Origin of the sequence: Herbiconiux sp., assembly GCF_004297105.1 — a bacterium.
Classification (GTDB): Bacteria; Actinomycetota; Actinomycetes; order Actinomycetales; family Microbacteriaceae; genus Herbiconiux.
Genome location: NZ_SCVE01000014.1, coordinates 149674 through 163292, shown reverse-complemented (window position 1 = coordinate 163292; position 13619 = coordinate 149674). Strand labels below are relative to the sequence as shown.

The window sequence follows — 13619 nt, the reverse complement described above, 5'->3', positions numbered from 1 at the left end:
GCAGGCGTGATCTCGAGCAACGCGGCGCGGGCCTGATCGGCTGCCGCGAGCAGCACGGTGTCTTCGGGGTAGACCACCTCGACGACGGGCTCCGCGACATCCGGCACGACGTGACCCGCGCCGTCGATCGACTCGGCGTTCTCCGCTGCCTCAGCAGCGATGGCGTCTGAGTCGAGTTCGACCTCGATGACGCCGATCTCGGGTTCGCCGTCGTCGCCGATCACCACGTCGATGACCTCCACCTCGGTGACGTCGACCTCGGTCACGTCACTCTCGGTCACATCGGCCTCGGTCGGCGCAGCGACCGCGGGCGACGCATCCGACCCGAGGTCGGACTCCTCGTCGTCGGCCACTAGGCGTCCAGCTCGTCGGCCACCTTGCGGAGCAGCGCAGCGATCTTGCGGCTGTGCGCGTTGTCGGGGTAGCGACCGCGTTTGAGGTTTCCGCCGATCGAGTCGAGCACCTTCACGAGGTCTTCGATGATCACGGCCATGTCGTCGGCGGGCTTGCGCGCCATCTTGGCGAGGCTCGGGGGCGCTTCGAGCACGCGCACCGAGAGGGCCTGGGCACCGCGCTTGCCGTCGGCGATGCCGAACTCGAGCTTGGTGCCGGCCTTCACAGATGCTCCGGCGGGCAGGGCCGACGCATGAAGGAACACTTCTTGGCCGTCATCGGAACTGATGAAGCCGAAGCCCTTCTCGTCGTCGTAGAACTTGACCTTGCCGGTTGGCATCTGCATATCTCCTCGTGTAATCGGCCCGAAAACCCGTCGTGGCCACCTACCAGCCTACCGGTGCCCGTATCCTTGTGGATGTGACCGACGTCGAGAAGACCCCCACCAGCCGTGCCGAGCGCTCCCTGGCGTTCATGGTCGCGTCCACCATCGGCATCTCCGTCCTCGCGTTCTTGGCCATCATCATCGGCACCGCCGCTGGTGTGCGCGACTTCGGTTCCGGCCTCTGGCCCGTCATCATCTTCCTGCCGCTCATAGGCCTGCCGATCGGGCTGATCTTCATGATCGTGCTTCTCGTCGTCAGCACCCGACGCCGGCTGCGCGACGCTCGCGGGAGTCGATGAGCGATCCGCTCACCCTCGCTCGCCGGCTCAGCGCCCTGCGCGACGAGGAGCTAACCGAGATCCTGGTGCGACGGCCGGTCGCCGCCCGCGAGGTGCGCGACTTCTTCGATCTCGCCGACGCCCTGCTCTCGCCGACATCCGTCGCCGTCGCACTCCGCGCCGTCTCGCGCCCCGCCCTCGAGTGGCTTGCCACGGGTGACGGCTCGTTCGCCGATCTCCCTGACTCCGACCGACGGATGCTCGCTCGCCTGCACCTCGTCGAGACCACACCTGCCGTGACGAGCACCGCCACGCTGACGCCTTCCGCCGCGTCCCCCACCGATGCCGGCAGCACGCCGGCCGCCGGTTCCACCGATGCCGGCAGCACGCCGACCGCCGGTTCCGAGGCAGCGACGACGGCTGCGGCGGAGCCCGTGGTCTACGACGCCGTGCGCGACGCCGCGGCCGAGGCTCTCGCCGGCGCAGCGGCCCTGGCCTCCGCGAGCCTCGTCGTCGCCGATGCGGATGCGCCCGTCGGCTCCCCCGATCAGCGCGCCTTCGCTGCGATCGCCGCCGTCGCCGAGATCGGCCACCAACTGCGCCTCGCTCCGGCACGCGTACGGGCGCGGGGCGGCATCCCGGCCACGGAGGAGCGCCGGCTCGGCCCGATCCTCGGCATCGAGCCCGACCAGGTCGGCATCGTGGTCGAACTGGCCACCGCCGCTGGGCTGACCGCTCTCGAGAGAGACGTGCTGCACACCACCACACGCGCAGCGGAGTGGAACATCCTCTCCCCCGGCGCCCGCTGGCTCGCGCTCGCCACAGCCTGGCTCGATTCCCTCGAAGAGCCCGTGCGCCGCACCCTCGAGGATGCGGGCCCCCAGTGGGCCTCAGGCAGCCGGCTCCGCGCGGAGTACACGCACCGCTTCCCCGCCTCGTCTGCCGCGATGCGCGCCGAGCTCGATCGCATCGACACCATCGCCGCCTTCCTCGGCCTGCTCGATTCCGCTGCCGGCGACAGCCCGACTGCCCGCAGTGCCCCGGCAGGCACGACCCCGGCCGGCGCAGCCCCCGCCGATACCGGCTCGGCCGGCGGTGCACGCGCTGACGCCACCCCGGCCGGCGCAGTCCCTGCCGACACCGCCTCGGCCCGAGGTGCCGAGGCCGGCTCCACGCCGCCGGGCACAGCCTTCGCCGCCGCCGCGTTCGGCACGCTCCGTGGAGACCGAGTCGACACCGCCGCGCTCGATTCCCTCCTCCCACCCGAGATCGACCGCGTGTACCTCCAGCACGACCTCTCCGTCATCGCCCCGGGCCCCTTGGCTCCGGAGATCGATGCGCGCCTCCGCTCGCTCGCCGAGATCGAGAACCGCGGACTCGCCTCGTCGTACCGCATCACCCAGGCCACCATCGATCGGGCGCTCTCGTCCGGCGAGACCGAGCAGACCCTCCGCACGTTCCTCGGCGAGGTGTCGCTCACGGGCATCCCGCAGGCACTCGACTACCTGCTCACCGAGGGCGGCCGCCGGCATGGACTGGTGCGGGTGCGCCAGGGCGATCTCACCCTCATCCGTTCGGCGGACGGCGTGCTGCTGCGCGCCCTCGCGGTCGACCAGGCCCTCGGCCCGCTCGGGCTGCGTCCCGGCCACGGTGGCGAGCTCGTGAGCCGGGTCGATCCGGTGACGAGCTACTGGATGCTGGTCGACGCCCGCTACCCGACCGTCGCCGAAGACGGGGAGGGCCACGAGGTGCCGATGAACCGGGGCCGGGTGATCGAGGCGCCGAGCACCGCAGGGGCAGCCGCATCCGGAACCGCGACCGCCAGCCCTGCGGTTCACGCGGCCGCCGCGGCCCTTCTGCTCGGCCTGCGCCAGGCCGACGCCCAGTCGGCCGACGACTCGACGGCCTGGATCGCGCGCCAGCTCGACAAGGCCGTGCGGTCGCGCACGCCCGTCACGCTCGACGTGCACATGCCCGACGGCAGCACCACTCGCCTCGACGCCACCCCCCTCGCCCTCTCGAACGGCCGGCTGCGCTGCGTCGATGTGCGGGCCGGCGTGGAGCGAACGGTGCCCGTGGCGAACATCGTGGAGCTCACGACGCACTGACGGCGCTCCGAGCTAGACTCGTCAGTTATGCCCGACGGACCCCTGATCGTCCAAAGCGACCGCACCGTACTGCTCGAGGTGGCGCATCCGGATGCCGGCACCGCACGCCACGAGCTCGCGGTCTTCGCCGAACTCGAGCGAGCCCCCGAGCACGTTCACACCTATCGCATCACACGACTCGGCCTCTGGAACGCGCGCGCCGCCGGGCACTCGGCGGAGGAGATCCTCGCCACGCTCGACCGCTACTCGAAGTTCGCGGTGCCCCAGTCGGTCTCGCTCGAGATCGTGGAGGTCATCGCACGGTACGGCAAGCTCGTGATCGAGCGCCGAGACGATGGCAGCCTGGTGCTGCGGTCGACCGATGCGGCGGTGTTGTCGGAGATCACGCGTGCCAAGAAGGTCGGCGTGCTTCTCAACACGAAGAAAGACGACGGAACCTGGGGCATCGAGCCCTGGGCGCGCGGGCAGCTCAAGCAGGAGCTCATCAAGCTCGGCTGGCCCGCCGACGACCTGGCCGGATTCACCCCGGGCACCCCGCACGCGATCGACCTCGATGAGACGGGCTGGCACCTTCGCGACTACCAGCAGAAGGCCATCGACAACTTCGCCGAGCATGGTTCGGGCGTCGTGGTGCTCCCCTGCGGTGCCGGCAAGACACTCGTGGGAGCCGGGGCCATGGCCACGGTGAAGACCAACACGCTCATCCTCGTCACGAACACGGTCTCGGCGCGACAGTGGCGGGCCGAGCTGCTGAAGCGCACGAGCCTCACCGAAGAGGAGATCGGCGAGTACTCCGGGCTGGTGAAAGAGGTGAAGCCCGTCACCATCGCGACGTATCAGATCCTCACCTCGAAGCGCGGCGGCGTCTACGCCCACCTCGAGCTGCTCGACGCGCTCGACTGGGGCCTCGTGGTCTACGACGAGGTGCACCTCCTCCCGGCACCGGTGTTCAAGCTCACCGCCGACCTCCAGGCCCGCCGGCGTCTCGGCCTCACCGCCACGCTCGTGCGGGAGGACGGCCGCGAGAGCGACGTGTTCAGCCTGATCGGGCCGAAGCGATTCGACGCTCCCTGGAAGGAGATCGAGGCCGAGGGCTACATCGCGCCCGCCAACTGCTACGAGGTTCGGGTGGAGCTGCCGTTCACCGAGCGCATGACGTATGCGGCCGCATCCGACGACGAGCGCTACCGCCTCGCGGCCACGGCGCCGGCCAAGCTCGACGCCACGCGCCAGCTGATCGCTCAGCACCGCGGCGAGCGCATCCTGGTGATCGGTCAGTACCTCGACCAGCTCGAGGAGCTCTCGACGCAGCTCGGCGCTCCCCAGGTCACGGGCGCCACGCCCGTTGCGGAGCGGGAGCGTCTGTTCCAGGCCTTCCGTGACGGCGAGGAGAAGATCCTCGTGGTGTCGAAGGTGGCGAACTTCTCCATCGACCTGCCCGAGGCGAGTGTGGCCATCCAGGTCTCCGGATCGTTCGGCTCGCGCCAGGAGGAGGCCCAGCGCCTCGGCCGGCTGCTGCGGCCGAAGGAGTCGGGGCTCTCGGCCAGCTTCTACACGCTCGTGGCGCGCGACACCGTCGACCAGGACTTCGCGCAGAACCGCCAGCGCTTCCTCGCGGAGCAGGGCTACGCCTACGAGATCCTCGACGCAGACACCCTGGTGGCGTAGTCCTCCTCGCGACCCGTCGAAATCGGCCCTGAAAGTGGGCCGGAAGGGCGAAAATCGACGTGTCGCCAGGAGGTCATTCGGGGAGGGCCGCCATGGCCTCGCGGGAGTCACCGGCGGTGCCCGGGGCGAGGATCCTGCCCTTGAAGAAGTCGGGGCGCAGGCGTGACTGGATGAGCATCACCACGACACCGGTGAGGATGATGACCATCCCGAGGATGAACACCAGGCCCACACCGCCGATGTTCGACCCGCTGCCGTAGTCGGGGTTCGCGCTCTCGATGATCGTGGTGAAGAACAGGATGCCCAGGATCAGCCCGCCCACCAGCGGCGCGAAGAACTGGAAGAAGAACGTACGGATGCTCGTGAACCACTGCTTGCGGAAGTACCAGACGCACGCGAACGCGGTGAGCCCGTAGTAGAAGCAGATGAGCATCCCGAGCGTGGTGATGGTGTCCCACAGCACGTCCTCCGAGATGAACCGCATCACGGTGTAGAACACCGACGCCACGATGCTCGACACGACGGTGGCGTACCCCGGTGTGAAGAACTTCGGATGCACCTTCGAGAACTTCGGCGGCAGTGCCCCGTAGTGGCCCATGGCGAGCAGCGTGCGGGCCGGTGACACGAACGTCGACTGCAGCGACGCCGCCGACGACGAGAGCACCGCGATCGACACCAGGATGGCGAGCGGCCCGAGGATCGGCCCGGCGAGCGAGAAGAACACGTTGCCCTGGATGTCGGCGTTGCCGAGCCCGTACTCGCCCTCCCCCACTCCCGCGTAGTTGATGAGTGCCACGGAGAGGAAGAGGTAGAGCACCACGATGATCACGACCGTGGCGGTGGCCGCCTTGCCCGGGGTGGAACTCGAGCCCTTGGTCTCTTCGCTCATGGTGAGGGTCACATCCCACCCCCAGAAGATGAAGATGGAGAGCGAGAGACCCGCGGCGAAGGCGCTGAACGAGCCCACCGCGAAGGGATTGAACCAGTCGAGCGAGATGGGCAGGGCATCGAAGGCGTCACCGGCCCCCACGTGCACGAGCGCCACGATGCCGAAGAACACCATGACGAGCAGCTGGAAGCCCACGAGCACGTACTGCAGCTTCTGCGTGGTCTGCATGTCGCGATACGAGATGAGCGTGGCCCCGAGCATGAACGCCAGGCAGGTGATGACGTTGATGAAGGGGTTGCTGGTCAGATCGGCGATCGACGGGTTCTGGAAGATCTGCGAGAGCATCAGGTAGAAGAAGTCGACCGCGATGCCCGCGAGGTTGCTCAGCACGACGATGGTGGCCGCGATGAGACCCCAGCCGGCCATCCAGCCGATCCACGGGCCGAAGGCGCGGGTGGCCCAGGTGAAGGATGTCCCCGAGTCGGGCATGCGGCTGTTCAGTTCGCGGTAGCCGAATGCCACGAGCAGCATCGGGATGAAGCCCACGAGGAAGATGGCGGGCACATGGGTGCCGACCTCCGCCACCGTCGGGCCCAGCGCTCCCGTGAGCGTGTAGGCCGGAGCGATGCACGAGATGCCGATCACGATCGCGCCGACGAGTCCGACGGTGCCGGCGCCGAGGCCCTTCTTCGAGAGCGCTCCGCTCTCGGCGGTGGAGTTCTCGCTGGTCTCGGATGCGGTCATCACAGGTCTCCGATCGTGGGCCCGGAGTCGCGGGGGACGACCACCAGGGGTACCGGCAGTTCGCGGAGCATCTTCGCCGCCGTCGAACCGAGGAACAGGTGCTTGGGTTGCGCGAGCCGACTCGAGCCGATGAGCACGATCTCGGCCGGATCCCAGTCGACGGTCGCCACGGCGTGCTCGATCACGTCACCGATCACGACCTCCGTGGTCACCGTGAGGTCGTCGGGCAGGTGCGCAACGGCCTGCTCGAGCACCGCCCGGGCGTGCGTCTCCGCGCGACGGAGCGCCTGCGCGAGGCGCTCGTCGGGCGGCAGGTCGAGCGCCACGAGCGAGATCAGCCGCAGCGGGATGCCGCCGCTCCGCGCCGCCCGGATGCCCGCGGTCAGCAGTTCGTCTGCTCCTGCTCGGGTGCCCACGGCGCAGGTGATGCGGCTGAGTGCGGGAGAGCCCTCGAGGGCCCGGCACCCGTCGGGGGCGAGGGCGACAGGAACGGAGGCAGAATGCAGCAGCGCATTCGCCGCGCTGCCGATCGCGAATCGGCCCAGGATGCCACCGCGCGCCGCGCCGATCACGATGAGCTCTGCGCCGAGGTCGTCGGCGGCCTGGTTCAAACCGTCGGTGAGCGACTCGGCGTAGACGACGTGCGGCTGGGTGGCGACATCCGCCGGCACGCGTGCGCGGGCATCCGCGAGCCAGCCTTCCGCGGTGTCGAGCAGGTACTTCTCGTAGCCGGGGTCGGCCGGCACGATCGTGGGCCGCTGTTCGCTCGCCAGCACGAGAACCAGATCGAGCTGTGCGCCGTTGGTGCGGGCGAGTCGCACGGCGAGGGCGAGGGCATCGTGCCCGGCGGGGGTGTCCGTGTACCCGACGATGTATCTCATCGCACCATAGTGTCGGAAGCGACAGGGTCTCTGCGCGAGATTCGTCCCGGCGCGTCATCGGCCGTACCGGGCGCGCATCCCAGATGCTCCCAGGTTGCACACAGCGAACCCGCAGAGAATGAGTGCATGACCGGCCCTCGCATCCTGATCGTCGACGACGAACCGAACATCCGCGACCTCCTCACCACGAGCCTGCGATTCGCGGGCTTCGCCGTGCGGGCGGTCTCCAACGGCGCGCAGACCATCTCCGCCGTGCTCGAAGAAGAGCCCGACCTCATCATCCTCGATGTGATGCTGCCCGACATGAACGGGTTCGGCGTCACCAAGCGTCTCCGTGCGGCCGGCTACACCGCGCCCATCCTCTTCCTCACCGCGAAAGACGACACGGAAGACAAGATCACCGGTCTCACCGTCGGCGGCGACGACTACGTCACGAAGCCCTTCAGCCTCGACGAGATCGTGGCGCGCATCAAGGCGATCCTGCGTCGCACGATGCAGGCCGACGAAGACGCCATCATCCGCGCCGGCGAACTCACCATGGATCAGGACACCCACGAGGTGTTCGTGGCCGACACGGCCATCGAGCTCTCCCCCACCGAGTTCAAGCTGCTGCGCTACCTCATGCTCAACCCGAACCGCGTGCTGTCGAAGGCGCAGATCCTCGACCACGTGTGGGAGTACGACTTCAACGGCGACGCGGGCATCGTGGAGTCGTACATCTCCTACCTGCGCCGCAAGCTCGATGCGCACACCGAGGAGTCGCTCATCCAGACCAAGCGGGGCTTCGGCTACATGCTCAAGGTCAGCAAAGCCTAAGGTCTCCGGGGCCGCCACGCGGTAGCCTTCTCTCCTGATGCCGAACGCGATCCTGAAGCAGTGGAACTCGATTTCCCTGCGCACCAAGATCACGGGCGTGACGGTGCTGATGCTCACCTTCGGCCTCGTCGTGTCGGGTGTCGGCACCATGATCGTGCTGCGCACCTACCTGCTGCAGCAGGTCGACAGCCAGCTCATCTCCGCGAGCCGTGACCCCTCGCCCTTCCTGGGGCCGAATGCCACTCCCGAGAAGTTCGGGGTGCAAGACATCACGTCGGCACCCACCGACTACTTCGTGGGTCTCGTCGACTCGTCCGGAAACCTCATCACCAGCAACTGGGGTGAGAAGGAGGCCGACACCATGCCGAGCGTTCAGGTCTCGCTCGACACGGCCACGGGGCTGAGCGGCGAGGTCTTCAGCATCGACTCGGTCGATCAGCGCACCGAGTGGCACGCGGTGGCGGCACAGGTCTATCTCTTCGGCGGCACCGAGCTCGGCAACGTGATCGTGGCCAAATCGCTGGCCGAGACCGAGAAGACCACAGCCACCTACCTGTCGATCTTCCTCGCCTTCGGCATCGGTGTGGTCATCCTGGGCGCCATGCTCACGCGACTTCTCGTCACGTCCACGTTCGGGCCACTGCGGGAGGTGGAGCGCACTGCCGCAGCCATCGCCGACGGCGGCGACTTCAGCCAGCGCATGTCGGATGCGATGCCCAACACCGAAGTGGGCCGGCTCAACGGCTCGCTCAACACCATGCTCTCCCGCATCGACCGCGCATTCGCCGACCGGGCGCGCACCATCGACCAGATGCGGCGCTTCGTGGGCGATGCCTCGCACGAGCTGCGCACTCCTCTCGTCTCCGTGCGCGGCTACGCCGAGCTCTACCGGATGGGTGCGCTACAGACCCCCGAAGACGTCGCCGGGGCGATGGACCGCATCGAGAAGGAGGCGATCCGCATGGGCACCCTCGTGGAAGACCTCCTCGAGCTCGCCCGTCTCGATGAGACGCGGCCGTTGCAGCTCGCACCCGTCGACCTCGTGCCGCTCACGATGGACGCGGCGATGGATGCGCGGGCCGCGAGCCCCAACCGCGTCGTCTCGGTCATCACGCCAGAGGGACCGGCCACCGTCACGTTCGCGCCGGCGATCGAGGGCGGAGCTGCGGATGCGGCGCTGCCCGCCACCGGCGGCCCACGCACGCCGTCCACCGCCACCCGCCCAATCGCGTTCGCCAACTCCGCTCTCGCCCGGCTGCGCCGCCGGCCGCGTGGGGCCGCCGGTGCGGGGCCGGTGGGAGCCGGAGCATCCGGAGCATCCGGAGCAGAGGTCTTCGCGACCACCGGCGAGCACCACACGCTCCCGCCCGGCACCTTCGCCGAGACCGGCCCACTCTCGCTCGTGGAGGTGAAGCCGATCGTGCTGGCGGAGGAGAACAAGATCCGCCAGGTGCTCACGAACCTCATCGGGAACGCCCTGCGCTTCACCGACGACGACAGCCCGATCGAACTCGCCGTGCAGGTCGACGAGAAGCTGCGCGTGGCCACTGTCGACATCGTCGATCACGGCGAGGGCATCCCACCACAGATCCGCGAGAAGATCTTCCAGCGCTTCTGGCGAGCCGACTCGTCCCGCACGCGCGAGACCGGCGGCAGCGGGCTGGGACTGGCCATCGTCTCCTCCATCGTGGCCGCACACCACGGCACCGTGGAGGCCCTGGAGACCCCGGGCGGCGGCGCCACGTTCCGCGTCACCCTCCCCCTCATGCCCGTGGGCGCACCCCCCACTCCTCCCCCGACGAAGCCGTCTCGCCCCTAGGCGGCAGGGCCGGGGCCCCAGCCCGTCGGCCGTCGACCGCCTCGCCAGTAGCCGCCGCCCCCGGACCCGACTTGCCACTCGCTGTGGCCCACAGACCCGACTTGCCACAACTTGTGGCAACCCACCCACGCAGGTGCACACCCCACACCCGCACCCCACGCCGACTTGCCACTCGCTGTGGCCCACAGACCCGACTTGCCACAACTTGTGGCAACCCACCCACGCAGGAGGCGGTTTCCCGCGACCCCTGGTGAGCGCGCCGCCGCCCGCAGCGGAGGCATCCTCACCAGGGGTCGCGGGCTGCAGAGGCGGCGGCGCAGCAGCACCACGAAAAGGCCGGCCAGCCCCCCGAAGGGGACCGACCGGCCTTTTCGTGTCGTGCAGCGGACTTAGAAGTCCATGCCACCCGTGGGGTCGCCGGCCGGGGCCGGGTTCTTCTCGGGCTTGTCGGCGACGACGACCTCGGTGGTGAGGAAGAGGCCGGCGATGGATGCGGCGTTCTGCAGAGCGGAGCGCGTGACCTTCGCGGGGTCGATGATGCCGGCGGCCAGGAGGTCGACGTACTCACCGGTAGCCGCGTTGAGGCCCCAACCGTAGTCGAGGTCGCGCACCTTGGCGGCGACGACGCCGGGCTCGAGACCGGCGTTGAACGCGATCTGCTTGAGCGGAGCCTCGATGGCCACCTTGACGATGTTCGCGCCGGTCGCCTCGTCGCCCGTGAGCTCGAGGTTCGCGAAGGCGGTCTTGCCGGCCTGGATGAGAGCCACGCCACCACCGGCGACGATGCCCTCTTCGACGGCTGCCTTGGCGTTGCGCACGGCGTCTTCGATGCGGTGCTTGCGCTCCTTCAGCTCGACCTCGGTTGCAGCACCGGCCTTGATGACCGCGACACCGCCGGCGAGCTTCGCGAGGCGCTCCTGGAGCTTCTCACGGTCGTAGTCGCTGTCGGTGTTCTCGATCTCGGCACGGATCTGAGCGACACGACCGGCGATGGCCTCGGCGTCGCCGGCACCCTCGACGATGGTGGTCTCATCCTTCGTGATGACGACCTTGCGGGCCTGACCGAGCAGGTCGAGGGTGACGTTCTCGAGCTTGAGACCGACCTCCTCGGAGATGACCTGGCCACCGGTGAGGATGGCGATGTCCTGCAGCTGCGCCTTGCGACGGTCGCCGAAGCCGGGAGCCTTGACGGCGACCGACTTGAAGATGCCACGGATCTTGTTCACGACCAGGGTCGCGAGCGCCTCTCCATCGACGTCCTCAGCGATGATGAGGAGCTGCTTGCCGGTCTGGATGACCTTGTCGACGATGGGCAGCAGGTCTTTGATGTTCGAGACCTTGCTGTTCACGATCAGGATGTAGGGGTCTTCGAAGACCGCTTCCTGACGCTCGGGGTCGGTGACGAAGTAGGCCGACAGGTAGCCCTTGTCGAAGCGCATGCCCTCGGTGAGCTCAAGCTCGGTACCGAATGTGTTCGACTCCTCGACGGTAACGACGCCTTCCTTGCCCACCTTGTCGATGGCCTCGGCGATGATGGCGCCGATCTCGGGGTCGGCGGCGGAGATCGACGCGGTGGCGGCGATCTCTTCCTTGGTCTCGATCTCCTTGGCGTTCTTGATCAGCTCGGCGGAGACGGCGGCGACGGCCTTCTCGATGCCCTTCTTGAGCGAGATCGGGTCGGCGCCGGCGGCCACGTTGCGGAGGCCTTCCTTCACGAGCGCCTGAGCCAGCACGGTGGCGGTGGTGGTGCCGTCGCCTGCGACGTCGTCGGTCTTCTTGGCGACCTCCTTGACGAGCTCGGCACCGATCTTCTCGTAGGGGTCGTCGAGCTCGATCTCCTTGGCGATGGACACGCCGTCATTGGTGATCGTGGGAGCGCCCCACTTCTTCTCAAGAACCACGTTGCGACCGCGCGGGCCGAGCGTGACCTTGACGGCGTCAGCGAGGATGTTGAGGCCTCGCTCAAGGCCGCGTCGGGCCTCTTCATCGAAAGCAATGATCTTTGCCATGTGTGTTTCTCGCCCTCCTGGACGTCTTCAAAGATTCAGGTGTGTTAGCACTCAGTTGACCCGAGTGCTAAAGCAATACTGGCACTCGCGGTGCCCGAGTGCAAGTGAGGCGACGGCCTGTTACGCGGCCGGCGGAACGAGCGTCACGCTGCCCGAATCGAGTGGAACCAGCTCGATCCACGTGTTGCCGGGGGCGAGACGGATGGTGGCCCCCGACGCATCGGTGAGCCTGATCGGAGCGGTCGACGAATCCTTCGACCAGGTGGCGTGCACGGTCTTGCCCCCGGTCGACACCTCACCCTCGCCGGATGCCACGAGCACCGCCTGAGGCACGTCCTCGTCGTAGTCGTAGACCTCGTCGACCCTCAGCACCACCACGTTCACCGCGCTGAGCTGATTGCCGTTCGTGTCGAGGTCGGGGGCGCCCTCCTGGGAGCGCAGGTAGGTGGAGCTCGCGGAATCCCAGGTCCACCCGGGGTAGCGCGCATCCGAGAACACCACGTCGATGGCCCCGATCGGACTGCCATCGGTGGCGGCCGTCGAAGAGCCGACGTCGTAGGAATAGGCGAACTGCTGGGCCGGCGCCGCGAGGTCGAGGTGCTGGGACACGAGTTCCTGCGCCTTCACCACCACGTCGTGCGGGCTCGAGCGCCCGTCCATCCGGTAGAAGGTCGAATCGGTGTCGCTCTGGCCATGAATGGCGTTGTACACAGGGGTGTTGCGCATCATGTCGACGAACCGCTCCTGCCCGCCCGAGAACGCGACGATGCCGCCGAGCGGGGAGATGATGTCAGGGTCCATCGGGCGGATCGACCGCACCGGCCCGATGAGATCGGGGATGTCGGACTGCCACACCGCCACGTATCGCGTGAGGCCACCCTCGACGAGCTCCTCGAAGACGATGTCGGTGCGCTCCAGCCCGATCTGCGGCCGCGCCTCTTCGTGGTTGTCGATCTTGGCCGCGAGCGAGGGCTGCGTCAGCGACCCCTCGGGCACGAGCGTGCCGCGCAATGGCGCAGGCACGAGCGGTGCCGGGGTGACGTAGTCGGAGACGAACGCCGGCGTGGGGCTGAGGGACTCCGCCGGCGCCTCAGAGCTGCCGAACGAGCATCCAGCCAGCCCTGTGACGACGGCGGCCACGACCGCGACGGATGCGGCGCGAGCGGCACTCCGTCGTCGGCTGATCACCAGCACAGACTAGCCTCGACCGGCGGCCGGGCGAGAAGAACGCGCCCGGCGACCGGGAAACCGGCCGGCACTCAGGCGAGTCGGACGGATTCGGCCTGCGGGCCCTTCGCGCCCGTGCCGACCTCGAACACGACCTGCTGGCCTTCTTCGAGAACCTTGTACCCCGCCATGTCGATCGCCGAGTAGTGAACGAACACGTCCTGCCCACCGCCGTCGACCGTGATGAAGCCGTAGCCCTTTTCAGCGTTGAACCACTTCACGGTTCCGTTCGCCATTGTTACTCCCAAGTGCTGTGTTTCTGTAGAAGTGACACAGTTGCCACGACCATTTCCAGATACTAATCCGACGGGAACGGGCGAGATATGGCCGAAGGGGACAATTGACGAAACCGTGACCGCAACTCAACACGACCGAAACAAGCGCGAAATATTGGGGCTCCGC

The 13619-nt window shown here is 68.1% G+C and carries 11 protein-coding genes and 1 pseudogene; 5 read left to right on the top strand and 7 right to left on the bottom strand.

Annotation, left to right across the window (positions count from 1 at the left end; genetic code table 11):
- Both EPO52_RS12265 and EPO52_RS12260 read right to left on the bottom strand, forming a co-directional pair.
- Positions 1-353: pseudogene (locus EPO52_RS12265) on the bottom strand (hypothetical protein); the annotation flags it as partial.
- The gene (locus EPO52_RS12260; RefSeq protein WP_290806837.1) at positions 353-733 is read right to left on the bottom strand and encodes a cold shock domain-containing protein; all 381 of its coding nucleotides are present in this window, start codon (positions 731-733) and stop codon (positions 353-355) included. The gene EPO52_RS12260 and the pseudogene EPO52_RS12265, both read right to left, overlap by 1 nt.
- Positions 734-813: 80 nt before the next feature.
- On the opposite strand from EPO52_RS12260, the gene EPO52_RS12255 reads away from it, so the two are divergent.
- The 3 genes from EPO52_RS12255 to EPO52_RS12245 are packed head-to-tail and all read left to right on the top strand — an operon-like array spanning position 814 to position 4832.
- A complete protein-coding gene (locus EPO52_RS12255) occupies positions 814-1077 on the top strand; it encodes a hypothetical protein (RefSeq protein WP_290806834.1) in 264 nt (87 codons plus the stop codon).
- Positions 1074-3164, top strand: a complete 2091-nt coding sequence (locus EPO52_RS12250) for a helicase-associated domain-containing protein (protein ID WP_290806831.1) — start codon at positions 1074-1076, stop codon at positions 3162-3164. Before EPO52_RS12255 ends, EPO52_RS12250 begins: the two co-directional genes overlap by 4 nt.
- A gap of 27 nt (positions 3165-3191) precedes the next feature.
- On the top strand, positions 3192-4832 hold the full coding sequence (locus EPO52_RS12245; protein WP_290806829.1) for a DNA repair helicase XPB: 1641 nt from the start codon (positions 3192-3194) through the stop codon (positions 4830-4832).
- A 73-nt stretch (positions 4833-4905) separates the two neighbouring features.
- Here the strand turns inward: EPO52_RS12245 and EPO52_RS12240 are convergent, their stop codons facing one another.
- Positions 4906-6465 (bottom strand): APC family permease, encoded by a 1560-nt coding sequence (locus EPO52_RS12240; RefSeq protein ID WP_290806826.1) that lies wholly within the window; start codon positions 6463-6465, stop codon positions 4906-4908.
- Positions 6465-7346 (bottom strand): universal stress protein, encoded by an 882-nt coding sequence (locus tag EPO52_RS12235; protein ID WP_290806823.1) that lies wholly within the window; start codon positions 7344-7346, stop codon positions 6465-6467. The genes EPO52_RS12240 and EPO52_RS12235 overlap by 1 nt, the downstream gene beginning before the upstream one ends.
- Positions 7347-7472: 126 nt before the next feature.
- Here EPO52_RS12235 and EPO52_RS12230 point away from each other — a divergent pair, with 126 nt between their 5' ends.
- A complete protein-coding gene (locus tag EPO52_RS12230) occupies positions 7473-8162 on the top strand; it encodes a response regulator transcription factor (RefSeq protein WP_290806820.1) in 690 nt (229 codons plus the stop codon).
- A gap of 37 nt (positions 8163-8199) precedes the next feature.
- Positions 8200-9981 (top strand): ATP-binding protein, encoded by a 1782-nt coding sequence (locus EPO52_RS12225; protein ID WP_290806817.1) that lies wholly within the window; start codon positions 8200-8202, stop codon positions 9979-9981.
- A gap of 389 nt (positions 9982-10370) precedes the next feature.
- On the opposite strand, the gene groL is transcribed toward EPO52_RS12225, so the two are convergent.
- From groL to EPO52_RS12210, 3 genes are all read right to left on the bottom strand, one after another.
- A complete protein-coding gene (gene groL, locus EPO52_RS12220; RefSeq protein WP_290806814.1) occupies positions 10371-11990 on the bottom strand; it encodes a chaperonin GroEL in 1620 nt (539 codons plus the stop codon).
- A 120-nt stretch (positions 11991-12110) separates the two neighbouring features.
- Complete coding sequence (locus EPO52_RS12215) at positions 12111-13178, bottom strand: DUF3048 domain-containing protein (RefSeq protein WP_290806811.1); 1068 nt, start codon at positions 13176-13178, stop codon at positions 12111-12113.
- A gap of 71 nt (positions 13179-13249) precedes the next feature.
- Complete coding sequence (locus tag EPO52_RS12210; RefSeq protein ID WP_022898088.1) at positions 13250-13453, bottom strand: cold-shock protein; 204 nt, start codon at positions 13451-13453, stop codon at positions 13250-13252.
- Positions 13454-13619: the final 166 nt, after the last annotated feature.

Excerpts from the sequence above, each read along its gene's own strand:
- groL (WP_290806814.1), bottom strand. The coding sequence starts at position 11,990 with ATGGCAAAGATCATTGCTTTCGATGAAGAGGCCCGACGCGGCCTTGAG.
- EPO52_RS12210 (WP_022898088.1), bottom strand. The coding sequence starts at position 13,453 with ATGGCGAACGGAACCGTGAAGTGGTTCAACGCTGAAAAGGGCTACGGC.
- EPO52_RS12230 (WP_290806820.1), top strand. The coding sequence starts at position 7,473 with ATGACCGGCCCTCGCATCCTGATCGTCGACGACGAACCGAACATCCGC.
- EPO52_RS12250 (WP_290806831.1), top strand. The coding sequence starts at position 1,074 with ATGAGCGATCCGCTCACCCTCGCTCGCCGGCTCAGCGCCCTGCGCGAC.
- EPO52_RS12225 (WP_290806817.1), top strand. The coding sequence starts at position 8,200 with ATGCCGAACGCGATCCTGAAGCAGTGGAACTCGATTTCCCTGCGCACC.
- EPO52_RS12245 (WP_290806829.1), top strand. The coding sequence starts at position 3,192 with ATGCCCGACGGACCCCTGATCGTCCAAAGCGACCGCACCGTACTGCTC.
- EPO52_RS12235 (WP_290806823.1), bottom strand. The coding sequence starts at position 7,346 with ATGAGATACATCGTCGGGTACACGGACACCCCCGCCGGGCACGATGCC.
- EPO52_RS12260 (WP_290806837.1), bottom strand. The coding sequence starts at position 733 with ATGCCAACCGGCAAGGTCAAGTTCTACGACGACGAGAAGGGCTTCGGC.
- EPO52_RS12240 (WP_290806826.1), bottom strand. The coding sequence starts at position 6,465 with ATGACCGCATCCGAGACCAGCGAGAACTCCACCGCCGAGAGCGGAGCG.